Annotated in this window: 18 protein-coding genes and 1 pseudogene; 11 read left to right on the forward strand and 8 right to left on the reverse strand. The window is 50.7% G+C overall.

The window, feature by feature from the left end; genetic code table 11:
- Positions 1-146: 146 nt before the first annotated feature.
- Positions 147-6,017 (forward strand): autotransporter outer membrane beta-barrel domain-containing protein, encoded by a 5,871-nt coding sequence (locus DBY66_RS05045; RefSeq protein ID WP_233499568.1) that lies wholly within the window; start codon positions 147-149, stop codon positions 6,015-6,017.
- A 68-nt stretch (positions 6,018-6,085) separates the two neighbouring features.
- Here DBY66_RS05045 and DBY66_RS05050 read toward each other — a convergent pair whose 3' ends face one another.
- Positions 6,086-6,706 carry a LysE family translocator gene (locus DBY66_RS05050; RefSeq protein ID WP_108569889.1) on the reverse strand — a complete coding sequence of 207 codons (621 nt, stop codon included), beginning with the start codon at positions 6,704-6,706 and terminating at the stop codon, positions 6,086-6,088.
- Positions 6,707-7,327: 621 nt separating this feature from the next.
- Here DBY66_RS05050 and DBY66_RS05055 point away from each other — a divergent pair.
- The 3 genes from DBY66_RS05055 to DBY66_RS05065 all read left to right on the forward strand — a co-directional run bounded on the left by DBY66_RS05055 (position 7,328) and on the right by DBY66_RS05065 (position 10,843).
- Positions 7,328-7,594 (forward strand): YdgH/BhsA/McbA-like domain containing protein, encoded by a 267-nt coding sequence (locus tag DBY66_RS05055; RefSeq protein ID WP_071668142.1) that lies wholly within the window; start codon positions 7,328-7,330, stop codon positions 7,592-7,594.
- A 326-nt stretch (positions 7,595-7,920) separates the two neighbouring features.
- On the forward strand, positions 7,921-10,101 hold the full coding sequence (gene fhuE, locus DBY66_RS05060; RefSeq protein ID WP_223811786.1) for a ferric-rhodotorulic acid/ferric-coprogen receptor FhuE: 2,181 nt from the start codon (positions 7,921-7,923) through the stop codon (positions 10,099-10,101).
- A gap of 268 nt (positions 10,102-10,369) precedes the next feature.
- Positions 10,370-10,843, forward strand: a complete 474-nt coding sequence (locus tag DBY66_RS05065; protein WP_094110818.1) for a hypothetical protein — start codon at positions 10,370-10,372, stop codon at positions 10,841-10,843.
- Between the two features lie 200 nt (positions 10,844-11,043).
- On the opposite strand, the gene DBY66_RS05070 is transcribed toward DBY66_RS05065, so the two are convergent.
- From DBY66_RS05070 to DBY66_RS05090, 5 genes and pseudogenes are all read right to left on the reverse strand, one after another.
- Positions 11,044-11,310, reverse strand: coding sequence for a hypothetical protein (locus tag DBY66_RS05070; protein ID WP_071668145.1), 267 nt, complete (start codon positions 11,308-11,310; stop codon positions 11,044-11,046).
- Between the two features lie 683 nt (positions 11,311-11,993).
- The gene (locus DBY66_RS05075) at positions 11,994-13,058 is read right to left on the reverse strand and encodes an FRG domain-containing protein (protein WP_199559914.1); all 1,065 of its coding nucleotides are present in this window, start codon (positions 13,056-13,058) and stop codon (positions 11,994-11,996) included.
- Positions 13,059-13,117: 59 nt separating this feature from the next.
- Positions 13,118-14,098, reverse strand: coding sequence for a hypothetical protein (locus tag DBY66_RS05080; protein WP_108569786.1), 981 nt, complete (start codon positions 14,096-14,098; stop codon positions 13,118-13,120).
- Between the two features lie 179 nt (positions 14,099-14,277).
- Entirely contained in the window at positions 14,278-15,021 is a 744-nt protein-coding gene (locus tag DBY66_RS05085) for a hypothetical protein (protein ID WP_108569785.1), read from the reverse strand.
- A gap of 70 nt (positions 15,022-15,091) precedes the next feature.
- Positions 15,092-15,508 (reverse strand): annotated as a pseudogene (locus DBY66_RS05090) (LysR family transcriptional regulator); the annotation flags it as partial.
- A gap of 199 nt (positions 15,509-15,707) precedes the next feature.
- Between DBY66_RS05090 and DBY66_RS05095 the strand changes: the two are divergent.
- The 3 genes from DBY66_RS05095 to DBY66_RS05105 all read left to right on the forward strand — a co-directional run bounded on the left by DBY66_RS05095 (position 15,708) and on the right by DBY66_RS05105 (position 17,285).
- Positions 15,708-15,983, forward strand: coding sequence for an antibiotic biosynthesis monooxygenase (locus DBY66_RS05095; RefSeq protein ID WP_071668157.1), 276 nt, complete (start codon positions 15,708-15,710; stop codon positions 15,981-15,983).
- 173 nt (positions 15,984-16,156) lie between these two features.
- Entirely contained in the window at positions 16,157-16,495 is a 339-nt protein-coding gene (locus DBY66_RS05100; protein WP_071668158.1) for a cupin domain-containing protein, read from the forward strand.
- Between the two features lie 232 nt (positions 16,496-16,727).
- Positions 16,728-17,285, forward strand: coding sequence for a histidine phosphatase family protein (locus DBY66_RS05105; protein WP_233207438.1), 558 nt, complete (start codon positions 16,728-16,730; stop codon positions 17,283-17,285).
- A 95-nt stretch (positions 17,286-17,380) separates the two neighbouring features.
- Here the strand turns inward: DBY66_RS05105 and DBY66_RS05110 are convergent, their stop codons facing one another.
- Both DBY66_RS05110 and DBY66_RS05115 read right to left on the reverse strand, forming a co-directional pair.
- Positions 17,381-18,265: a sugar phosphate isomerase/epimerase family protein gene (locus DBY66_RS05110; protein ID WP_233499569.1), complete on the reverse strand. Its 885-nt coding sequence runs from the start codon at positions 18,263-18,265 to the stop codon at positions 17,381-17,383.
- A 117-nt stretch (positions 18,266-18,382) separates the two neighbouring features.
- Positions 18,383-19,252, reverse strand: coding sequence for a helix-turn-helix domain-containing protein (locus tag DBY66_RS05115; RefSeq protein ID WP_108569783.1), 870 nt, complete (start codon positions 19,250-19,252; stop codon positions 18,383-18,385).
- A 663-nt stretch (positions 19,253-19,915) separates the two neighbouring features.
- Between DBY66_RS05115 and DBY66_RS05120 the strand changes: the two genes are divergently transcribed.
- The 4 genes from DBY66_RS05120 to DBY66_RS05135 are packed head-to-tail and all read left to right on the forward strand — an operon-like array spanning position 19,916 to position 23,795.
- Positions 19,916-21,325 (forward strand): sugar porter family MFS transporter, encoded by a 1,410-nt coding sequence (locus DBY66_RS05120; protein WP_108569782.1) that lies wholly within the window; start codon positions 19,916-19,918, stop codon positions 21,323-21,325.
- Positions 21,326-21,350: 25 nt separating this feature from the next.
- Positions 21,351-22,361: a Gfo/Idh/MocA family oxidoreductase gene (locus tag DBY66_RS05125; RefSeq protein ID WP_108569781.1), complete on the forward strand. Its 1,011-nt coding sequence runs from the start codon at positions 21,351-21,353 to the stop codon at positions 22,359-22,361.
- Between the two features lie 36 nt (positions 22,362-22,397).
- On the forward strand, positions 22,398-22,826 hold the full coding sequence (locus DBY66_RS05130; protein ID WP_108569780.1) for a PTS sugar transporter subunit IIA: 429 nt from the start codon (positions 22,398-22,400) through the stop codon (positions 22,824-22,826).
- Between the two features lie 27 nt (positions 22,827-22,853).
- Positions 22,854-23,795, forward strand: coding sequence for a sugar phosphate isomerase/epimerase (locus tag DBY66_RS05135; protein WP_108569779.1), 942 nt, complete (start codon positions 22,854-22,856; stop codon positions 23,793-23,795).
- The last annotated feature ends 147 nt before the right edge of the window (positions 23,796-23,942 follow it).

The following is a 23,942-nucleotide window of genomic DNA, read 5'->3' on the forward strand; positions in this document are numbered from 1 at the left end:
AGGAAAATATCGTGTTTAAATTAAATCCTGTACTTCTGGCCCTTATTGCAGCACAAGGTATGATGTTTCCGGTTTTAAATGCATCGGCGGAGATAATAAATCCCTATACGCCTGAAAATAATGATTATAAAGCGGGTGCATTGTATTTGCGTGATGGTTCAGTGCGGACGCTGACCGGGCTGCCGCAGTTTACGCCGGGCGTGAGTGGCGTAACCCGCATAACGCTGGGTGAGCTGCAGCGCGCGGGCCGGATCGTTACCGATACGCTGACCGGGCAACCCCGTATTAACGTCGGGCAGCAAAATCTTAATATCGTTATTCCCGATCCCGGGAACAACAGTTATAAATCCTTCCATGTTTATGACAGCTTAGCCTTTACAGATTTACCAGAGATCAATACAGAGACACAGGCAGAGGACTTTTATGCTGTAAACGATCGGCAATATATAGATGCCCGCATCGCCTCAGTTACGCGCGGCACGCTTAATATTAATATCGGGCGACCTGACAAAATCGCAGGTTCGGACACAAACCGCTGGTCAATGGCGGCCAGGCAAAGCCAGCTTTTTACCACGGCACAGCGCGGCCATCTGAACTGGAACAGTAATAATCGTATTACTTTCACCGCCGTTGAGGCACCTCCCGCAAATAATCAGCTGACGCTGAGCAGAGATAGCGTGGTGAGATATACCGGGACTTTCAGCGTAAACACGCGGAATGGCGGAGTCACCACGTTCACGGTAGCCTCCCTTGCGGAATTAAGAAATTACAATGACTGGTTAATCAATCAGCTGCTGAATGACAATATTACGCAGGAAGAGTATGGCAACGCGTTTAATAAAGCGTTTTCGCTTAATGAAGGCCGCGTGGTTTATCGCACCGGTGCCGGCAACCGCCGCGATGAAGTCAGGCTGCCGGCGGGCGACCGGATAGTGCTAAGTGCGAATGGTCGTGACGCCAGCGTGAAAATTTCTGCAGGGCGTACGCTTGAGGTCATCAACGCCAGCACGGCGATGCAGGCCAGCAACGGCGCGACCGCAATCATTGATGGCAAGCTCGCCGTGACCGCCACCGGGATTGCTGAGAGCAGGGCGCTGGCACTTCTCTCGGGCAGCACCGGAATCAACAATGGCACGCTGAACGCCGGCTTCCTGAATAACGCCAGCGGTACGGGCGTCGACCGCAGCACGCTGGGCTATATCGGTAAGGCCGTCGCGGTAAAAAGCGGCAGCCGTTTTACCAATAATGGCGTGATTAATCTTGCCCCCGGCGACGCGCCTGAAGGCCAGGAAAGCAGCGCCATCTGGATTAGTCAGGGCAGTGCGATTAACCGCGGCAGCATCAACGTCGGCGTCACGGATGTGGTTAATAACAGTTCAGCGGCAGGGGTTACGTTAGGCGCTGCAGGGCACTTTATTAACACGGCGCAAGGCACCATCGCCATCGGGCGCTCGCCGCAAAACCGCAAAACGGACAGAACGCAGGATGTCGCGGTTACGCTGAGCGGCGGCGTCAGCGCTATTGAGCAACGCCACAACAGCAGCGCGATCAATAATGGCCGTATTGTCATCGGCTCCCGCGTGCAGAACGCCGTGGGTATGCGCGTGGAAAATGCACCCTCTGCGCTGACGCTGAATAACGGCGTTATCGATATCAACGGACGGGCACAGCCTCAGCCGCTGGAAAACATCGGCATGCTGGTGCTGAATGCCGGGCAGTACGGGCGGGTGGGCAACGCAGGAACAATCAATCTTAACGGTGATAACAGTACCGGCCTGCGCATCCTTGCCATGCAGAACCATCGCGCCAGCGCCTGGTCTACCGGCACCATCAATGTCAGGGGTCATGCTGACCTCCCTGGCGGCACGCAGAATACCGCCGTCTGGGTAACCGGCGAACAGGGCGCTCAGGCGCACGCCGCGCTGGGCGGACGGATCAATTTACAGGGCGATGCGGCTATCGGTGTGCGTGCAGACGGAAACGCCCGGGTGGAGGTGGCCGCCAGCGCGGTGCCGCGCGCCGGAGAGGGCCGTAATCAGATCAGCTTCTTCATCAGTGGTCCGGACGCACGTCTCCGGCTGCCCGCCAGCGGCCGCTACGCCACCTCCAGCCCCGACGGTACGCTATTTCGCTTCGCGGATGGCGCAGACTTCAGCGCCAGCGGTACCACGCTCTCGCTCAACGCACCGGGCGCCACCGGTATCGTGGGCAGCGGCAGGGGCAGCGATATTGTGACGCGTGATGCAACATTCAATGTAGGTGCTGGCGCCAGCGCCATGCGGATAGAAGGCGGTGCGCAGGGTACACTCAGTGCTGCCACCCGGCTGCGCCTGACGGGCAAAGGCGCCAGCGCCGCAACGGTTGACGGGTATAAATATGATCTGAGCGGCCGCAATATCAGCGCTGATTACCTGCCGGATAGCCGCACGCTGCTGACCAGCCATGCCGCTATCAGCGGGCTGGCGGATGCGCAGGTGGGACTGGCGGCAGTAAACCAGGCGCAGCTGGTGAATACCGGTCGCATCACTTCAGGAGGAGAAGGATCGGTGGGGATCCTCGCGCGCCTGGGGGCGAAAGTCATCAACCAGGGCGATATCAGCGTGACGCGCGGAGGAACCGGCTTATACGCCGGGGGATTCGCCACTCCCGGGGAGAACCTCCCGACCACAGAAATAACCACCCGCGGCGTGTTAAATGTGTATGGCGGATCGGGCAGCCAGCAGACAACGCTGGGCGCGATCGCCAGCGGCGAGCAGGCGGTGCTGAACCAGAACGGCATTATCAATCTGTACGGGGCTAATGTGGTTGGTGCCCGCGCCGAAAAGAACGCCATTATCAACAGCGGGGCAACAAGTCGCGTGGTGTTTCATCATGCTAACCAGGTCGGCTATCAGGCGACGGACACGGACAGTATTATTTTCAGCAGCGGAGGCAGCACAGACGTCAGTACAGCCGGCTCAACGCTTTACCAGGCCAGCAACGGAGGCGATGTCTATGCGCGTGAGCCCGGTACGGTAACGCTGAGCGGAGCTGATACGACCGGCGTCTCGGTCTCCGGCAGTACGTCCTACGCCTACCGCACTGACCGGTATAACGTGAACGGCAGAGGGGCTGCGGCGCTGCGCGTCTATGAACTGGGCGAGGGGATTGTCACCAGTCCCATTGCACTTAACGGCAACAATACCAGCGGCGTAATAGCGTCGGGCGATCGGGCAACCGTCTATGCCGCTTCTGACATTACCGGGCGCGGCCGGCAGATCACCGCTTTCGACGCGGGTTACTATTCAGCGATCTTCAATCAGTATCAGGGCGTGGTGAATTTAACCGGCCCTGAGAGTACGGGCGCGCGCGTGCACGACAACGCGTCATTTCTTAACTTTGGCAGCGTGCGTATCGCCTCGGGCACCGGCATCGATGCCAGCAGTGGTTATGGTTACTACTATCCGCGCGAGAGCAGTCGTCTGCAGGTAGATGACGGGATCGCCGCGCTGCGGGTCGGCAACAGTGGCGGTCTGGCGGTTCAGGGTGATGGTCAGGGCTACAGTACCATTACCGCCAGCGGACGCGCCGATGGCGTGCTGCTGGATAACGGGGCGCAGTTTTTCCAGGCCAGCGATATCACGCTGGGCGCTTATGGTCGTGGCAGCGTCATCAATAACCGTGCCGGAATTACCGCTATTTCACTGCAAAATGTGCGGCTGGAAACCGGGCGCGGAGCCGGTATCCGTTCAGCCGTCTCTTTTGACGGCGAAGGGAGTGCGCAGATTGTCACAGGCGAAGGCGGAACCGGCTATCTGTTTGCGAATGAAGATGGTTCAGCAACGCGTAACGATCTGTTTATCGGGCAGGGCTATTCCATCACGGTGCCCGGTAAGGGCACCGCCATACGTGCCAATACAACCGGAGATGTTGTCACCGCAGGAACGATTGCCATTGAGTCCGCTAACGGCGGATCCGCCGTAGTGACGCGCACCGCCAGGCGGGTGATTAACCAGGGCAGTATCACGTCACAAAGCCTGGTGGCACCCATCATCGATTTGCGCGGCGGTGCGTCGGTCTTTATCAATGAAGGCACCGTGACGGCACCCAATCCGCAGACTGTGGTGGTGGCGGGTGGAGCGGCCCGGGATGTTGTTGCCCTGCTGGACGGCAGGGTAACCGGCGATGTGCATACCGGTAACGGAGAGGATACGCTGATTGTCACCGGCGGCACGCTGAAGGGCAGTCTGACAATGGGCAGCGGCGTAAATAACCGCGCCACCGTACAGAACATCAGCCTGGAAAATACCCGGCACATCACCACGGCTGGTGGCGCAGGCAGTACTCTCAACCTCCATGACATTACGGCGCGTGGCGGATCTTTTACCAGTGACGATCCGGTAAAAGGCACCAATATCGGCGCCGGCTGGAGCACGCTGAATTTTTCCGGCACCCGCTGGACGCTGACGGACAACCTTCGGCTGGCGCACAGTACCATCAATATTGACGCGGATTCGACCCTGCTGGCGGGAGATGGTGTTCAGCCGCTGCTGCAGGGCGGTAGCGCCACCTCGCTGCAGGTGAATAACGCCGGTACGCTGGATTTGACCAATGGCAGCAGCCAGGCCGGTAACTCGCTGACGCTTAACGGCGATCTGGCTTCGGCAAACGGCACGCTGCGGCTTAACTCGGCGGCCACCCGCAGCGATATATTGCGCGTTAACGGTAACGTCAGCGGCACGACGCTGATTGATGATGTTCTGCGCGGCGCGCCGCAGCTGGATCGCAACGGTGACGGAATCATCGGGCCGGCGGAGGGGGTTTCGCTTGCGCAGGTGTCAGGCAGAGCCGCTCCGCAGAGTTTTGTTCTGAAGCAGGGGTATGTCGCTTCAGGCCCGTGGCAATACAGCCTGTATAGTTTTGCCCCAGGCAGCAGCGCCGCCAGCGAACGTCAGCTTAGCGGCAGCGTTAATGATTTCCGCGACTACCGTCTGGCTAACACGTTTGTCTGCGCAGACGGCGAGCTTTGTCAGCCGCAGCCAGGCAATGGCAAAACCGGCCTGCGCAGGGCGGTAACGCCGCAGCTCCCGTCATATATCTCAGCGCCGGTTGGCCTGGCACTCTATACGCTGGCGATCACGGACGATCTGCACAAGCGGCTGGGCGAGCTGCGCCAGCAGCACGATCCCGATGCAGCGGGCGGTGAGATGTTTGTTCGCTACCTGGGAGCCAACCTGCACTATCAGAGCAACCGCGGCCTGAGTCACTACGGCTATGACGCTGACCTTGACTACAGCGCGGCGCAGCTCGGCGGTAACGTCATCCGACTGGATGGCGCAGACGATAGCCTGCGCGGCGGTATCGCCTGGACGCGCGGCAACACGCGTATTCGTCCGCACGCGGTGGATGGCTACAGCTCAACCGCTTTCAACAGCGACAGCGTGGCGCTGTATGGCACCTGGCAGCATAGCAGCGGCCTCTATGTTGACAGCTCGCTGTCATGGAACCGCTATCGTGGCGAAACTGACATCATGCGGCAAAAAGCGGTGGCTTCGCCGGAAGGCAGCGGCTGGGCGGCTTCACTGGAGTCAGGCTACGCCATTGAGCTGACGCAGGGATGGCGTATCGAACCCCAGGCGCAGCTGACCTGGCAGCGTCTCGATATGGACAGCCTGACCGATCGGGACCAGACGCGGGTTTCCTGGGATCGTTATGAGCAGACCGTTGGCCGGCTCGGGGCGCGGCTGGACCGCACGTGGCAGGATGAGAGCCTGCGGCAGTACACGCCTTATCTGCGCGCAAACTACTATCGCGGCTGGGGCGGGACGGCGAAAACCCGGGCCGGCTCTGCTGACGGCACGGAGAGTCAGCGTTTTGACAGCGGTAAGTTTGGTCAGATGTGGGATGTCGGCCTTGGCGGCACCGCGACGCTCACCCGGGATGTGTCACTTTATGCCGAAACCGATTATCGCAAAGAGGTTAACGGGAACGGCGCGCACGGCTGGCACTACAATGCCGGTGTTCGCTGGTCGTTTTAAGCGGCGGCCATTGCCGGCCTGAGCAGCGTTTCAGGCCGGCTGCGGCAGGTTTACCGCAGCCGCGCTGTTCAGCGACGGCTCAGGGCCAGACGGGCAGCAAAGGCCAGAAAAATGGCGCCGGTGGTACGATCCATCCAGCGAATGACCTTCTCTTTTCGCAGTATCGTTGCCAGCGGGCGCGTGGCGCTTATCAGTGCCATCGACCAGCTCGTCCCGATCACAATATGGATACCGACCAGAATAAAGGTCCAGAGTACCGGTGAGTGACCCTGCAGAATAAACTGCGGTAAAAAGGAGACATAGAAAATGCCAATCTTAGGGTTGAGTGCATTGCCGAGCACGCCTTTCAAAAACCAGTTTGAGCCTTTTTTAGCGGTATTATCCGCCAGCGCCAGCTGCTTTCTCGGACGCAGCAGCATGTTAATGCCCAGCCAGCTCAGGTAGAGCGCGCCACAATACTTCAGGATGTCGTAAGCCAGTTCTGACACTGCGATGAGCGCCCCCAGCCCGAACGCCACGGCGGCTCCCCAGACCAGACAGCCGGTGCTGATACCCAGCGCCGCGTGAACCGCCTGTTTTCGTCCCTCAACCGTTGCCGTTCTCAATACCAGCGCGGTATCCAGGCCCGGCGTCAGAGTCAGTAACAGCGCGGCAAAGCTGAATGCCAGCAGCGCATCCATTATGGTCATCATATCTCTCCTTCAGGCAACAGGTTGTTCTGGTCGCAGGCATCCATCTGAGGCAAACCTTTACTCAGGCTAATCCGGGCTGCTGAGCAACGGACGAGTGCAGCAGCAGCTTTTCGGCCGACGGGCGAACGGCTTATACAGCTTATAGCGTTTACGATAAACGCTCAATTATCGCCAAGGAGCAACACGCACCTGCTGCGTTACCCGACCCGGAAAAATAAATATCATCCTGGCAACGGCCGTCATAAAGAAATAAATATCAGATGCAGCGATCTGCTGTGAAAAAGTATAAATGCTGCCTGTGATAATAAAACCGGCGGGTGGTTTGAAGGCAGTATATATATATTTACGCGCGGTGACCCCTGCCGCTGGCTATAACGTGCGGCCGCTTCGCAGGAAGCGCTCGCGCTACCGTGAATCGCCCGGCAGGCCGTTGTATTCAGGAAGAAAGTGACCGTTTCGACATCACGCACGTATCACCGGACCGGACAGCCGGCTGCGGGTAAAAGCAGTCTGCCCGCATAATTAAAAAATCTCCTGAAAGAACGTTGCTTTATTTTTATTCTGAACTATCTGTTTATAGGGATATCCGGTTATTTTTTATTTCACGAGGACTAATGTATGAAACGTAAAATAATGGTCGCTGCTGCTCTGTTTCTGGGAACACTTGCCTCTGGCTCTGTTTTAGCTGCGCAGGAGATCACTAAAGAACAGGCCAGCCAGTATCAGGAAGTGGGCAAGATAAGCTCGATGAAAGAGCAGACTGCGCCTTCAGATGCCAAAGCCGATCTCTCCAAAAAGGCAGATGAACTGGGCGGTAAATACTACGTCATCACCTCTGCAAAAGAGGGTTCAAAGATGTCAGCTACCGCTACCGTCTATAAATAACAGCGGGTCTGGTGTATGCAAACGGCAGGCTATGGATGGCCTGCCTGAATGGCACCACGATCTCTCCCGTAATCATCGCTGATCACCTCCTGCACTCTGCCTTTCTCTGAATCGGTATAACCTAAACCACCGCTATTTCCGGGTTTTAACTCCCTATATCACTGAATATTATGATGTTTACATAAAGTTACATTTGCGATGGAATCTTTTAGAGAATTGCTAAAGCAAATGATTATCATTGTCTTTCTCATATGTTGCGGGCCTCTGCCTGCCTGCGCTGAACGGATAAATATAAAAACAGCGCATCACTGCTTAACCTAATACCAATGTTTAAGAGAGAGTTTATGGCTTTTTGTAGCAGGGAATCAGGGTTCAATAACCTCTTCAGCATCTCATTACTGGCACTGACCGTGCATTCCCTTCTCACTCCCGCCCGGGCGGCAGAGGAGGATGCGCAGGAGATGATCGTCAGCACTGATTCGGCCGATAACAGTGCGCTCAGTAACCAGAACTATGCGGTGCAGACCACCCGTGCGGGCACTAAGCTGATGCTGACACCGCGCGATGTACCGCAGTCTCTTAGCGTCGTGACACAGCAGCGCATGCAGGATCAGGATTTGCAGTCGGTTAATGATGTATTAACCAACGTTACCGGCATATCCACTAATCTTGTCGACAGTGAACGCTCTGAGTACTATTCGCGCGGCTTCAAAGTCAGCAATTTTACGTTTGATGGTATTCCGGCTTTAGTCAACGACGCATGGAATTATGGCGATGCGGCTTCCGACTCCGCTATTTATGACCGCATTGAGATCGTGCGCGGTGCAACCGGCCTGATGACCGGCGCAGGCAGCCCGGCGGCTTCAATCAACATGGTGCGCAAACATGCCGACAGCAAAATCGCCACCGGAACGCTGAGTGCCAGCTATGGCAGCTGGAATAAGCAGCGTTATGTGGCCGATCTCTCTTCTCCGCTGAACGGGGATGGCAGCCTGCGTGGCCGCATTGTAAGTGGCTACACTGACCAGCAGAGCTGGCTGGATCGCTATCAGAAGACCAAAAAGTTTATCTACGGCGTCATTGATGCCGATCTCTCTGAAAGCACCACCGTGTCACTGGGATATGACTACGAAGATAACAACACCGGCAACCCAACCTGGGGCGGTTTGCCGATGTTTTACAGTAACAATGCCACCACCCATTACGATCGCAGCCTGAATTCAGCAGCCAACTGGGCGCGGTATAATACCAACTCCCGTAAAGTCTTTGCCGATATTGAACATAACTTTGATAACGGCTGGAATGTTCATGTTAACGGCACGCACGCTGAAAACACATTCAGCGATAAGCTGCTCTATGTGATGGGCAATCCCGATCGGGAGAGCGGTGAGGGTACGACCGGCTATGGCAGTATGGATCGCGGCAAACGTAAACTGGACTCTGTCGATGGCTTCGCCAGCGGCCCGTTTGAGCTGGCTGGTCGTCAGCATCTGTTAATGGCGGGTGCCAGTTACAGCCGGCAGCACAATGCAACGTATAGCCAGGATGGTTTCAGCGATGCAGAAGCGCGTGAGATCACGGCAGCCGATATGGGTATTTTTGATAACCACTGGAGCGGTAATGTAGCGGAGCCGGCGTGGCAGGGCTGGTATCGCAACGCCAATGACACGGTGCGGCAGAAATCCGTTTACAGCGCAGCACGTCTGTCGCTGGCCGATCCGCTGTCACTGATTGTTGGCGCGCGCTATACCCAGTGGAGCACCACCGGCAGCAGCGGAGAGGTGACTAAAAATAACACTACGCCTTATGCAGGGCTGGTGTATGACATCAACGATACCTGGTCCGCCTATGGCAGTTACACTGCTATTTTCCTGCCGCAGACTTATCGCGATACCCGAGGCGGCTACCTGTCACCCGTAACCGGAAAAAGCTACGAAACCGGGCTGAAATCTGCCTGGAACGATGGCCTGCTCACCGCCACCGTGGCGATATTCCGTATCGAAGAGGATGATGTCGGTCAGGCGCTTGATGGTGTCTACCTGAATGGCAGCGAGCAGGCTTATGTCGCCGCTAAAGGTGCCGTGAGTAAAGGCGCCGAGTTTGAACTGAATGGTGCACTGACTGATAATCTGCAACTGACATTTGGTGCCACCCGCTATGTTGCGCGTGACAAAAGTGGCCGCTTTAACAGTTACCAGCCGCAGACCTCCTTTAAGCTATTCACCCGCTATCAGCTGGCCGCTATTCCTGACCTGACTATTGGCGGCGGCGTTAACTGGCAGAATCGGGTATTTAAGGATGTGACCAACGCCAGCGGTGAGAGCGTACGGGTGTATCAGGGCAGCTATCCGCTGGCATCGCTGTTTGCGCGCTATCAGGTGAATAAACAGGTTGCGGTACAGGCCAACCTCGATAATCTCTTTGATCGCCACTACTACAGCTATATGAACAGTTACGTCTATGGTGAGCCACGAAATATGAACGTCAGCGTTTCCTGGCAGTTCTGACAGATCGAATAGTCGATATTCACATTCAGGCATGCAACACGCTGACATGCCTGAATGCTTCCACTATTACCCGCCCGCTTCTCTTCTTTCTGCACGCTCAAACCGCTCATCTATACTGATTATTCCAGCAGGCATGCTGCTGGCAGTATAGATCCCAACACTCAGATAATGTGACCATGTAAATGTGCTTGTTAAATAGCGCGTTCCTGCCTTATATCCCGGCGGAGCGTAAGAGCAAATAGATCTCTCACTATCCGGAAAACCAATAATGAAAATAACGCGTTTTGTTTATTCTGCCCTGATTGGCGTGGTCGCCAGTTGCCGTTCAATGACGCCGATGGCGGCTCTTGCTGCGGCACGTCTTGCGAAGCGCAATACGTCAGGCGCTCTGCTGCTGCTGGATCGGCCGCTCTTTAAATATGGGGCGTTAGCGATGGGAGCAGGGGAGCTGTATGGCGACAAAATGAAATCAGCACCGGACCGCACTGTGTTTCCTGGCCTCTCGGCGCGCGTGGCCAGTGCCGGGATTGCCGGTGCCGCGCTGGCACCTCGTGGCGAAGAGAAGACCGGGGCCGCGGTGGCTATTTCTGCCGCGGTGCCACTGGCTTATGCCACGCTTGCAGCCCGCAAAAAGGCGATAACAAAAATCGGACAGACCCGAAGCGGCCTGATTGAAGATACGCTGGTTGTCGCTCTTGGAGCAGCCGTGGTCTTCTTTGCCACGCGTTCTGACCGTCACTAAACGCCTTCCCCAGCCTGACAGAACAGGAAGTTTGTGATGGGGGTGGGGCAGGTTATTTATCTTTTGCCCGTTCTGATTGGTGTTGCCTGAGTTAACAACCGGGTGTCATCCCTGACAGTTTCTCCGGCCGGTACGCGTCGGACGCGCCCGTTATGAGGTTGGCTTATCTTCGTCGTCTTCCGGCCGGGGCCGGGCAACGGTTAGTGATGTTTTCCGTCGTCGTCCGGGTCTGCTTTCATCTTTAAGTGCAGCCCAGCCTTGTCGCGCATATCAGTTTGAGAGAAACCATTGAGCCAGTGTCTGGCTTTTCTGATTTTCTCCGCCCTGACCGCGTTAGTAGCGTTACCAGCCATCAAATCCAGCTCCGCCGTCAGGGTTCGCTGGTTAATGTCCTGTCCCGCCATTGCAAGGTTGAGTGCTGCCTCTCCGATGACAGGTTTCTCCTGATCGTCGTCGTGATCAAACACTGAATACACCTCCTGATACGAGTCAATGACAACCTCACCGGTAACTGTAGTCCCAAAATGAATACGATGCCTGCCCGAAGAACGCATACGGTTTTGAGAACAGGGGTTAGCAGCCGCGCTCATTTTTTAGCGGTAACAATCCTTTTTCGGTAACAGTCAAAAAGTCTGACCACGCGACTGCTTAAGGCCGCAGGCCTGATAAGTACCTTTCACGTCGCTTAAAAGCCACATTGCTTAAGCGTCATTTACTCTGCGGTAGGTCTGAATCACAGTGAGAGGCTTACAGCGTCCGCTATGAGCGAAATGCGGACGTTTCAAATCCCCAAAATTAAATGGAAACTTTTTCTTAAATAGCTACAAATTAAATAAATATTAAATTCATCACCTTAAGACTATACAAATAGTTAATCGACATTATTTTCAATTTATAACCATTTTAACAAAGGGTCCTAAATTATATCTTCAGCTATGAGTAAAGCCGAAATGTGTCTTTTATGAATATCTTCGTTCCCACAATTACAATCATTAACATGGGGGTGGCGTGCCCATAAACCATTAGCTCTCCTAAGATAGAACTTTCCAGGGCTAAACCCCGCTTTGGTCATTTCTAAGCCGGGATGCATGACGACTAGTTCACAAATTTCAATTAGGTTATGTGCATGATTGATAATGCCCACACCTTTCTAATAGACAGTCTTATACCCCATCCCAGGGTGTTTAATGATTTCATCAATCTCTAAAGCTAAAAAACTGTTACCTTTGAGTAACTTTTCAATTTTGGGAAGTATCAATGGTGCATTTGAATTGGCAGAACCGAAAATAACAATACTAGGCACGTCAACAAATTTACCACCAGTAACTTTACCTCCAGCAGTTTCAATAGAATCAAATAAGTCGCTTATTTTTTCACCACGATAGAAAGCGGTGGATGGTGAGGCGATTTTTTCAAAACTCGTTTGATATTCAGGTAAATCCAAAGCTCGTTTAAATACAGGGACCATAAATTTCGGGCTACGCATTGACTCTATTTCTCTCCAAGGTAGCCCCAAAAGAGCGCTAAGTATTGGGTCTTTAGTTGCAGGAGGAAACATAGAATCCGTGTCTTTAAAACCATGCATGGCTGCATATTCGCGAAAAATAGACCGATCTGCTGTAACTTGAGCAACAAAGCATTCCTTTGGGATTGGTTTTCCTAAAGTTGGACCTAGCAACCATGCCTTTTGTACTTCAGTTCGAGGTAAATAACCATCAATAGTTAATGAAGCTAAATCTACAAGACCAACTTTTTTAGCTATCGACTTATCAATCACATAAAGATGCCCGTCTCCTATTTCATAATTGTAATGGGCAAACTTTTTCCGCTCCCAAATAAAGTTTTCCCCACAATCTTCACACATATCGATACCAGGTTTTTCGATGAATTTATGACTAGCGAACCATGTACTGACTGCTGGACTTGAACTGCAATCAACAAAAAAAGACCGCCAGCCATAATGCTGTAAAATGGCTTGTACATAACAATAGTCATTTACATGTTTGCCAATTACCCCTTCAATTACTTTGCTTGCGTATCGCATCCATTTTATTGTTTCGGATGGAACACAAACTTGTCGATCAAAAGAGGCAATAACAGAAGGGTTATTAGGTTCGCCGTAGTGGTCAAGTTGCCCTCTAAATAGAAACCCCTCTTCAAATTGAGCAAGAACAATCTTTAGTTCATTTAATGAATTTATTTTAAAATACTCCAATTCTTCCTCCCATAAGGCAAGTTTTAATGATTAAATTCATGGCATTTAAATTAAATAATTTAAAATGGAACTTCACCACTATTGATTGAGCCTTCCTGAGAGAATGTTGCTCTAGGCAGAGGAATATTACTTACAGTGTATAGGTTGAGGATGTCCTCTCTGTCCATAAACATTATTTGGCTTCTTTTACTCGCATCAAGTTTCCCTCCAAGCCAATTTCTTGCTTGTTTAGTGATCTCGCCACCTGCAACTATAAAAGCATGGTCAACAAGAACTTTCCTACTGGTTTCTGGGTCAAATATCTCATGGCCAAGCATCATTAAAACTTGGTTATGGATCTCGGATACATTAACGTTAGACGCCTTACTGACACCAGATGCATCAAGCTTCCCCTTTTTTGCTTGGATGCCAAAATAAAGAACGTGCTGAGTTGGGAGTGTGTATCTCATCCAAATGTCTTTACCATATTCTAAAGCTTTATCTTTATGGCCTGTAGCTGACACCCGATGAAATCCAAGTTGTCGGAACAGAGGAAGCAATACTTCCTCAATTAATTCATCTTCAGAGCAAGTTTCAAGGTATTCTATCAGTAAAGATCTACGTTTTATTTCTTGAGGAGAGAAGGGGCGATGTGGATTATGTGTTATCGAAATTGTTTTCGTTCCGTTATGACGAACATATAATAAATTATCATCATCATAAAATGCTTCATATCCTTCACGAATTAAGGGCTTATTTAATTCATTAAGTGCATTTTTCCTTTCAGGGTCTTCATCGCTAGCATCTTCTTTCAGCATCAATGTTCTAAGAACTTGAACAAATCTTTCAGGTAGTGCGTAAGCCTTTGGTTGTGGCTCTTGAAGGAGTTCTTCTAATCGTTCTACCGTCCATGACCATCGGGATGAGCCATCATGAACGAAATTCAAATCGCACTCTTGGAAAAACTCAGTTATATATAAGCTGGATCTATAGGTAAAAACCTGATTATCTCCAATAATACACTCCGCAATCGCTCTAAGGTTTCTAGCTCTAAATTTCATATGCACGTTTCTCCTCAATACACTCAAGATAGCGTATGTTTTTGCAGCTGAAAATAGCTTTATTTATGATTAATTGAAAACTTTAACTACGTCCGCTTTTGGCACAAAGCGGACGTTGACGGGTACAACGACATAACAACCAGCACGGAGGTGTATTAATCAACGGAAAACAGGTCTGTTTATTGTGTCAGCCCTACTTTTACGAAAGGGTTACCATGACTGCGCGGTTTTTTGATTAACTTGCCCAGATATAATTCTCTGACTTCTGGTGATGCAATTCGTCCAACAAACTCTGAACGGTTGGTTTCAGGAGGGATGATCAGTTCTCGGGTAAAGTATTGCTGAGAGCCAGCCTTGATCCAGCCATGGATCTCGTAAACTTCCATCACCAAACCACCATAAGTGGCGTAAGCAAATTTCAGGTTCTCATCTTTTGGTACTTTTGCCCAGATGCCACGTGTAGCTTCATATAATGCAAGTGCACTCATGCCAGATTTGTAAGTACTGTTTAGCAAAAAAGCGAGCCCTGCATGTTCAGGTGCGACTTCCGTCTCTTGTTTAAGAAGGAGATAGTTGAGCTCATCCAGCGTGATTCGCCCCATAAGGGAGCTGCTTCCTCTTACTTTGTTAGTCAGCTCCCCTACACCCAAGAGATCAATACAGGTTGCTTCAACAAGCTTCGCGGTTGCCTCGTCCATGCCATGGCGAAGTATGTCGATACCCAGGTTTCCTGTTTTTAACAGATGATGAATTCGTTCTGATTTCGGAGAGCCGTCACTCGACTTCATATGATCAAAACAGCGTTCTGACTTGCCTTTACCTATATAAAACGGCCTCTTAGAGGCATCTTCAGTGTCATAAAATGCGTAAACATAGAATTTAGCCATCCCTAATGCTTTCGAATAGTTTGAAAAATCTTTCACAGTCTTGCTTCCTTATGACAAAAATCCTTAACTTTACTATCGGCACTTTATTTCAAAACTTAAAAGCAGAACCCTCTGCTGGCAGGTCAACCTGGCGATCGCTGAAAGAAATTTCCAGTGCCAGCCCGGGATGCTCTTTTGCCAGCGCGGCTAATAGCGGTGCCACACAAAAATGTCCGAACAAAACCGGCACAGAGGCTCTTAGTTTACCGCTTGCCTGCAGCTTGCCGCCTTCCAGCATCTCCTCTGCCATTCTGATTTCATCCAGCGCCCGACGGCAGAATTCATAATAGAGCGCGCCTTCATCCGTCAGGGTCTGACGACGGGTGGTGCGGCTGAAAAGCGTAACGCCCAGCCTGCCTTCCAGCCGGCCGATGGTTTTTGCTACGGCCGAACGCGTGAGGTGCAAGTTTTCGGCGGCCTGAGAAAAACTTGCTGACTCAGCAGCAGCCACAAAAACCGGAATGCCGCTCATTTCACTTTTCATATTGTCGCACAGTACGGCCAGGCAACAGGCACCAGGCACCAGGCACCAGGCTCAAGCCGACTTATCAGGGCTCAGTGGTGACTACCAGCAAACTGCTGCGCGGCGCTGCTGATACTGATCGGTTTCTTTTCCTCAACGGTTTGGTGTAACTTCGTCGCTGGGATACTCGATAAAACCGCATGAAAATAGCAGGATGATAATGATTAAGCTGACGGGTCGTTTGGTGTGTAAAAGTGCAGAAGAAGCGGATCTTGTTCGCCAGTACCTTCCTGAACACAAGCAACTAACCAGGAAAGAAACCGGATGCGTATCATTTGAGGTTACTGAAACAGCAGACCCCCTGGTCTGGACCGTCGAAGAGCTTTTTACAAACCAGGCTACTTTTGACGCCCATCAGAAAAGAACCAGGGCTTCGGTCTGGGGAAGAGAAACCAGCGCGATCGCCAGAGAGTATGAAATCTCAGAGAGTGAGTAACTTTACCGAAACCGAATCACGATACGTTTATAAAAGGCCGCTACCCAGCGGCTTTCTTACATCTGCAGATAGAGCCGCATCAAACATAACATCGCTGTTGCGAATCAAAGAGCTCTCAAAGTATAACAACGCATCAGGTTCAGAATTCTTACGCGGTCAACAGGTAAAAACCAATGATTTCTAAGGCTAATGCTGAGCATTATGTATGGGGTGATAAGTGCGATGGCTGGTATCTGGTAAACCGGCAAGACATGCTGATTATTCACGAAAAGATGCCGCCGGAAACATGTGAAAAGCGACACTACCATTCGGTATCCAGACAGTTTTTTTTCGTTCTGGATGGTGTGTTGACCATGGAGCTGGAAGGAAAAGCGCATCGAATTGTCGCTCAGCAGGGCATCGAGATCCCCCCTGGGTCAAAGCATCAGGCCAGAAATGACACGGATTCCGCAATCGAATTTATCGTCATTTCACATCCAACACCGCGCGGAGATCGAACAGACCTTACCTGACTGTGTCTTAAAAAACGTTTCTGGTTGCGCTACTCAAAACGCCCCGGAGCCTTTTAAAGGCGTAAAGGGCATTTCCGGCACCTTTGCCATCCGATGAAAAACAGCCTGAAGATTCCGATGGAGTACATGGCTATGCACTGTCAACGGCTCGCCATTGATGAGTGCATTCAGGTTTAGTCATCTCCGCTTTGAGTGAGAAGCGGACATTAGGACAATAAATAAGAAGTTCTGTATGGAAATTATTTTAATGCGTCATGGAAAGCCCGCTTTTACAGCTTCTGCGAAAGTAACGAGCCGTGAAATGTGCAACTGGATTGCAGAATATGACCGTTCTGATACAGGAGAAGATACACCGCCCGATTCCAGCAAATCATTAGCGGTCAGCGCATCGCGAATCATAAGTAGCCCTCTTCCCAGAGCACTTTCTTCCCTGAAAGCATTAGGGCTTGAACCGGAGGTTATTGATGAGGTGTTCAGGGAAGCAGATCTGCCGGTATTTCACCTGCCCGGTTTCAGGTTATCTCCAGCCGTGTGGGCTGCTTTTTTTCGCGTTATGTGGCTAAGCGGCCTGTCCCGTAATGTGGAGCGTGTGGGAAAAGCTAAGCAACGTGCTGCTCAGGCTGCGAATAGCCTCGTCGGGTTGGCAAAAGCATCCGACGGGCCTGTGCTTCTTATGGGACATGGGGTGATGAATCGGCTAATTGCAGGGGAACTGAGGTCTTTGGGTTTTAAAGAATATTGTAGTCAGGGTAATGGTTACTGGAACGCGAGCATCTACAGACTTCAGTAATTAAAGATATCGGGTTGGGGGCACGTCCGGAGTCTCCAGACATTGAAAATTAGTAGTTTCGCTTTCGGCACAAAGCGGACAGCCAAAGCCTTAACCTAACCTAAATAGAATTTCATATTATCAATGATCTGTTTTGCCAGGATAGCGTGGTCCATTTCCCAGCGTGCCGGGCTGAATAATTCTGCTGACCACACGCCATCAAAACCGGTGGCTTTTACCGCATTGCTCCATGCCTGAATATCAATATCCCCCTCGCCGGGCATATAAGCGCGCAGCACCGTTTCGTTCCATTCTTCACCAGGGCGGGGCTTACGGCCATCACAAAAGTGCACGCCGTAGATAAGGGCAGGATCGAGCTGTTGAATATCTTCCGGCGTAGTATGCCCGGTCGCAAAGAGGTGCCAGAAGTCGATGACTAAACCGATATTAGGTGCATTTATACGCTGAATCACCTCCAGTACCTGATTGAGCGTGTTGAATCGCGTATGCGCGATAACCTCAATCTGATAGCGCACCCCATATTGCTGGCCAATAGTGGCAATCTCAGCAATATTTTCGGTAATAATATCGAGAATTTGCCTCTCTGGCAGATGATCAATGCCGTGCTGCGCCAGAATCTGAATGGTCGGGCAGGCCAAATCCGCCGCAATCTGCGTCAGTCGCCTGGCTTCAGCCAGCATTTGCTGCTTTTCTGCGCCCTGATAGCGTTCAATATTTATCAGGGCATTAAGACACAAGGTCTGTAATCCATGACCCCGCACCAGCGTGTTAAGTTGTGCAGTACTGCCGCCGTGTTCGAGATAACGCAGCAATTTATCATGCAAAAACTCCAGACCATCATAGCCCGCTTCCGCAGCTATACGTGCTTCAGTAACCACATTGCAGTAATGGGTTGAAATACCGTGAAGAGCTTTGAGCATAATTTCCTCTGAATCAGAATTTGATATAGCGGGAATCAACAGGAGATAGAAAGCCTGCATACGGTCACGCAATATTACCGGATGCGTCTTAAACTGTATGAGAAAAAGAAAACCGGAAGCATCTTAGAACAGATCAGGGGCAGGGTGATCGTGCCGCACACAAAGTATCCATGTAACTTATCTTTTTATCTGCCCGGTTATCCAGAATTTTTTATAACGGGCAGGCGGAATGCCGACAAGATTATGAAAGATTCGGTGGAAATTGTTTACGTTATCGTAGCCTACAGCACTTGCTACATCTATGACTCCCAGGTCAGTGCTTAATAATAAGTTTTGTGCCTCGCCGATACGGCGGCGGGTCTGATACTGTTTTGGGGAATAACCCGAATAGGCTTTGAAGACATGCGCCAGATAGAACTGATTCATATTCATCGCTGCAGTAATCAAACTCAGGGAGATATCTTCTTTATAATGGTTGTCGATATAGTCCTTCACGCGCTGCCCTAATAATACGCTGGCGCTTTCCTGTTGCGGTTTGCTTTCTATCCAGATATTCCGGCACAATAATAACAGCACGCTGAGTAAGCTATCGCCAATTTCTGTGCTGTACAGACGCTTATTACTGACATGCGACCACATCTGTTCAAACAACTGGCAAATTTCATGATAATAATTGCCGGCTGGCATGACCGCGGTTTGCGAGCGAGGCGTAAGGACGTTCAGTGGCAAACCATCGACCTTCAGTTGCTCAACGCCACAGCTGAATATCAGCAGGTCATCTGAGGCTTCCGGGCATTCATCATGAAGCACGCTGGCATTGAACAGTAATATATCGCCAGATTTAACGACATAGCTACGGCCGTCGATATTATAAATACCCTTGCCTGAGCGGATAAACATCAATTCAAAGCGTTCATCATGTTTGTGCATTACGCGAGGAATCGCTTCCTCTTTGCCTTCAGCTTTGCATATGAAGCTCAGGCGCGGTCGCAGGCCACTGTCGAAGCCGCGTGCGGAAGGATGCTCGTTAAGACTGAAGGTGATCATAATGTCTCCTGTCGTGATGGCGCTATTCTGACACGACTTTACGCGCTGGTAATCATCAACTTTGCTTTTTCTTCCTGACTAACCCACTGATATATAATGCCAGAATGAAATTCCTTTATCCTTAACTCTCTTTAATTGTTATGACCGCTCTGGTCACGCAAGGAGACATGATTGTCATCACGTTCTTTAAAAAGCAGCCTGATGCACTCATTCAGATTAAGACAGTAACAAGCTAACTCTGTTAAGAGGGGTATTTTCATTAAACGGTCAATAATCATCAAAATTGCTATTTTATTTCTTACAAGTAAGCCACCACAGTGCTGGTAAAAATTGACTTTTCAAACTCTCTTCAATCTTGTTATGTCAACGTTCATATTTGACGGCGTGATGATTATCACTGCTTTTCACGAATGTAATTAAAAATATTTGATCGCCAGCACGCTGGTAAATAGTACGGAGAGACGTGTCTGGCTTTTGATTTTCACTTTGATATAACGTTGTCGTAACGTTTGAGGGTCACAGCAGCCTCTTCACGCTGAAATTAAAATCATACTTACACAGCCAGTAAGTTAACTGCTCTTTTTAACGTTTTAAAACAACATAGCTTTATTCTGACTATAAACGGCTTGCAACGGTATTACCTTACAACCAGATGGAAAAACTATGTATAACAAAACTCACCTGCAAAATCCTAAGCGCATGCGTTTGATTACGCTTGTATCAACCATTGGCGGCTTATGTTTCGGTTATGACACCGGCGTTATCTCCGGCGCATTAATATTCATGAAATATGATATGAATCTGACACCGGCTCAGGAAGGATTTATCACTTCATTTCTGCTGTTTGGTGCCGCGCTGGGCTCGCTATTTGGTGGATATTTATCAGATAAGCAAGGACGTCGTAAAAATTTGCTTTGGGTGGCAGCTGTTTTTATGTTCGGCGCGTTAGGCACGGCGTTTGCGTGGGATGTGCCATCAATGATTGTTGCGCGTTTTATCCTGGGCTTAGCGGTGGGCTGCGCTTCTGTAACCGTACCCATTTATATTTCCGAACTGGCACGAGCCGATCAGCGCGAGCGGTTAGTCACCGTCAATGAGCTAATGATTGTTACCGGCCAGTTCCTCGCGTATTCCGTTAATGCAACGCTTGTGAATGTCTATCCCGAGTTGCAGCACAACTGGCGCATTATGCTGGCTATTCCGGCACTGCCTGGCGCGCTATTGTGGATCGGTATGCTTATGATGCCGGAATCACCGCGTTTCTTTATTCGTCGCGGTGAAACTGAAAAGGCCATAAGCGTATTGAAAACGCTTCGCCTGCCGGAAGAAGTTGACCGCGAAGTGAAAGATATCCAGCAAATCATCAAAGCCGATCAGATGAAATTAAACCTGTTTGACGAACTGAAAAAACGCTGGGTGATTCAACTGGTGTTAACGGGCTTAATGATCGTACTCGCAACGCGCGTTACCGGGGTCAATACCATCATGTACTACGCGCCAACGGTATTGAAAGCCACGGGCCTGGGCGATGCGGCAGCTGTCACTGGCGCAGTAGCCAATGGCATTATCTCTGTACTGGCTACCCTCCTTGGCATGGCGTTAATTGGCAAACACTCACGCCGGAAAATGTTTTTTACCGGACAGGCCGGCGTCACGCTGAGCCTGCTACTGATTAGTTTAGCGTTTAAGTTCCTGTTTCACACTGAAGTTGTGGATGGTGCAGAAATTCTGCATGCGAATTTTGCCAGCGCACCCTATGTGATCCCTGGCTTGATGCTGGTTTTTCTGGTGTTCATGCAGGGCTGGATAGCACCGGTGTTCTGGCTGATGCTGGCAGAAATCTATCCTCTCAGAATGCGCGGTATCGGTATGGGCTTTGCGGTATTCGGTTTGTGGATATTCGATTTCATAATCCAGTCTATTTTCCCTTTCCTGCTGAACCATTACGGAGGCGGCCTGACCTTTGGCTTCTTCGGGGCAACTAACATCATTATGTTGATTCTGCTGGTGAAATATCTGCCGGAAACACGCGGTCTGACATTAGAACAAATCGAAAAGAAATTTCGTTTCTAACGCTTTAGTAACTGAGGGTAAATAAATGACTGTCAAAATTGGCCTGATTGGTCTGGGCATGATTGGCCAGGATCACCTGAAACGTTTTCAAAATACAATTACTGGCGCGCAGGTTACTGCTGTTTGCGATATAAACCATACGACAGCCGATGTGGCGGCCAGAGAATTTAACGCTACGGCGTTTTATGATGCTGAAGAGATGATTAATTCGGAGCTGGTCGATGCAGTGTTTATTTGCTCAATAGGTCCGGTTCATAAAACGCAAATCCTTGCGGCATTTAATGCCGGCAAGCCGGTATTTTGTGAAAAGCCATTAACACCAACTGCTGATGAATCAGCAGAGATTATTGATGCTGAAGTCAGAACCGGTAAGCGTCTGCTTCAGCTTGGCTTTATGCGCCGTTTCGATCCAGGTTATCAGGCGCTGAAAAAGACAATTGATGACGGGAAACCCGGCGATATCCTGCTGATCCATTGCGCGCACAGAAATCCCTCTGTGCCGGAAAGCTATAAGCTGGAAATGGCGGTGAATGATTCCGCCACGCACGAAATCGATATCATCCGCTATTTGCTTAATGAGAATATTATTTCGGTGCGCGTGGACAAACCCCGTAAGAAAACCCGGCGTGCGCTGCCGCATTTACAGGATCCGTTAATCATAATTTTCGAGACCGAATCTGGTGTGCGCATCGATGATGAGCTGTTTGTAAATTGCCATTACGGCTATGACATTCGCTGCGAAGTGATTGGCGAAAACGCGATTGTCGCGCTGACTGAACAGCAGCTGATTAGTACGCGTTCGCTGAACGGCAACGCACAGCATATTGCACAATCCTGTATGGAACGTTTCGCCACGGCATACGATCGGGAGGTGCAGCATTTTGTTGATAACGTGCGTAACGGGCGCGAGATGAGCGGCCCCTCCTCATGGGATGGTTACGTAGTGGCGCTGGTTTGTGATGCCGGTTTAGCCTCGCTGAAAGATGGCGAAAAACACGATGTCATTATTCCACCGCAGCCCGCGCTCTACCGTTGATTAATGCACTCTTGCGCCATCAGTGAGGAATAAATCATGTTGAATTTAACGGAAGACGCGCTGCATTTGCAGTGCCGGGCAACGCATAAAAATGAGGCAATACATATTGCCGCCAGTGCTCTGGAAAAAGCGGGTTATGTCAAACCCGGCTTTGAACAGGCAATGCTCTCGCGGGAAATGAGTGTTTCAACCTACATTGGAGCAGGTATTGCGCTTCCCCATTGCGCAAGGGAAAACCTCGATCTGGTCATTCAATCTGGCTTTCAGGTATTTCAATTTCCCGATGGCGTTAGCTGGGGTAAAGGGAAAATTGTTTTTATTGTTGTCGCTGTAGCTGCAACGAAAAATGAACATATTCAGATTCTGGCGGATATTGCAGATTTACTGGGTGATGAAGTCAAAACCACCCTATTAGCGAACGCCAGAACTAAATCCGGGTTTATCGATCAGTTTGAAAGAGCGTAACTCACGCGAAATATTGGGGATAATAGAATGGAACTTGCATTGTGTACTGATGTTCTGGCGGATTTACCTTTTCCGGCAATGCTGGACAAAGTTAAAAGTTATGGGATCAGTGGGGTTGAAATGACCGCAGGCGGCTGGTCACCCTGTCCACATGTTCAAACCGAAGCGTTATTAAATTCGCCCGAAAAGCTTGAGCAATTCAAACAGGAACTGGCTGAGCGGGAGATGCGTATTGTCGCGCTGAACTGTTCTGGCAACCCGTTAGCGCCTGGTGAACTGGGTGAGACCCATACCAAAAGCAGCTACCGGGCGGTTGAGTTAGCAGGCAAGCTGGGTGTTAAAAAAATTGTGATGATGAGCGGTTTGCCAGGCGGCGGGCCAGAAGATCGCGTGCCAAACTGGATAACATCAACGGTTTCATGGCCGGATTACATGCCGGGTGTAATCGATTATCAATGGAACGATGTCGCGATCCCATGGTGGAAAAAGTTTGTGCAGCACGCAAAGCACCATGGCGTAGAGCAAATTGCTATCGAAGAGTTTCCCAGCCAGCTGGTTTATAACCCATCCACCTTACTGCGTCTGCGTCACGCCGTAGATGACATGATTGGCATCAACCTGGATCCCTCTCATCTGATAGCTATGGGCGCTGACCCCATAGCAGCAGCGCGTAAGCTGGAAGGCGCGGTTTTTCATGTTCATGGTAAAGATGCGCGAATCGAGCGGGGTCTCGCCGACATTGATGGACTGATGGAGTACCAGCCCGTTACCGATACTAAAACCCGTACCTGGAACTATGTCGCCGTAGGTTGCGGGCAGGATCTGAAATGGTGGAAAGAGTTTTTTTCAGTATTGCGTATGACTGGTTATAACGGTGATGTGTCACTTGAAATGGAAGATCTGACGATGAGTGTTGAAGCTGGTCTGCAGACGTCTATTGATGCCTTACTCGGCACCCTGAGTCGCTAGAAGCGCAGTGCCTGTCAGTAAAGGCAGGCACGTCACCGGACGCCGCAAAGTGATTCTGTTCAGAAGGAATAGCCTCCTGTAAGGTTTCGCTCAGCGCAGGCAGACTCATGGAAGTTCAAAAATTAACCAGGGTGGTAACCTCACAGG

This window comes from Pantoea sp. RIT413 (genome assembly GCF_003057675.2).
In the GTDB taxonomy this organism is placed as follows: domain Bacteria; phylum Pseudomonadota; class Gammaproteobacteria; order Enterobacterales; family Enterobacteriaceae; genus Pantoea; species Pantoea eucrina.

Excerpts from the sequence above, each read along its gene's own strand:
- DBY66_RS05115 (WP_108569783.1), bottom strand. The coding sequence starts at position 19,252 with ATGATCACCTTCAGTCTTAACGAGCATCCTTCCGCACGCGGCTTCGAC.
- DBY66_RS05095 (WP_071668157.1), top strand. The coding sequence starts at position 15,708 with ATGATTAAGCTGACGGGTCGTTTGGTGTGTAAAAGTGCAGAAGAAGCG.
- DBY66_RS05105 (WP_233207438.1), top strand. The coding sequence starts at position 16,728 with ATGGAAATTATTTTAATGCGTCATGGAAAGCCCGCTTTTACAGCTTCT.
- DBY66_RS05065 (WP_094110818.1), top strand. The coding sequence starts at position 10,370 with ATGAAAATAACGCGTTTTGTTTATTCTGCCCTGATTGGCGTGGTCGCC.
- DBY66_RS05055 (WP_071668142.1), top strand. The coding sequence starts at position 7,328 with ATGAAACGTAAAATAATGGTCGCTGCTGCTCTGTTTCTGGGAACACTT.
- DBY66_RS05120 (WP_108569782.1), top strand. The coding sequence starts at position 19,916 with ATGTATAACAAAACTCACCTGCAAAATCCTAAGCGCATGCGTTTGATT.
- DBY66_RS05080 (WP_108569786.1), bottom strand. The coding sequence starts at position 14,098 with ATGAAATTTAGAGCTAGAAACCTTAGAGCGATTGCGGAGTGTATTATT.
- DBY66_RS05135 (WP_108569779.1), top strand. The coding sequence starts at position 22,854 with ATGGAACTTGCATTGTGTACTGATGTTCTGGCGGATTTACCTTTTCCG.
- DBY66_RS05100 (WP_071668158.1), top strand. The coding sequence starts at position 16,157 with ATGATTTCTAAGGCTAATGCTGAGCATTATGTATGGGGTGATAAGTGC.
- fhuE (WP_223811786.1), top strand. The coding sequence starts at position 7,921 with ATGTTTAAGAGAGAGTTTATGGCTTTTTGTAGCAGGGAATCAGGGTTC.
- DBY66_RS05130 (WP_108569780.1), top strand. The coding sequence starts at position 22,398 with ATGTTGAATTTAACGGAAGACGCGCTGCATTTGCAGTGCCGGGCAACG.
- DBY66_RS05125 (WP_108569781.1), top strand. The coding sequence starts at position 21,351 with ATGACTGTCAAAATTGGCCTGATTGGTCTGGGCATGATTGGCCAGGAT.
- DBY66_RS05110 (WP_233499569.1), bottom strand. The coding sequence starts at position 18,265 with ATGCAGGCTTTCTATCTCCTGTTGATTCCCGCTATATCAAATTCTGAT.
- DBY66_RS05050 (WP_108569889.1), bottom strand. The coding sequence starts at position 6,706 with ATGACCATAATGGATGCGCTGCTGGCATTCAGCTTTGCCGCGCTGTTA.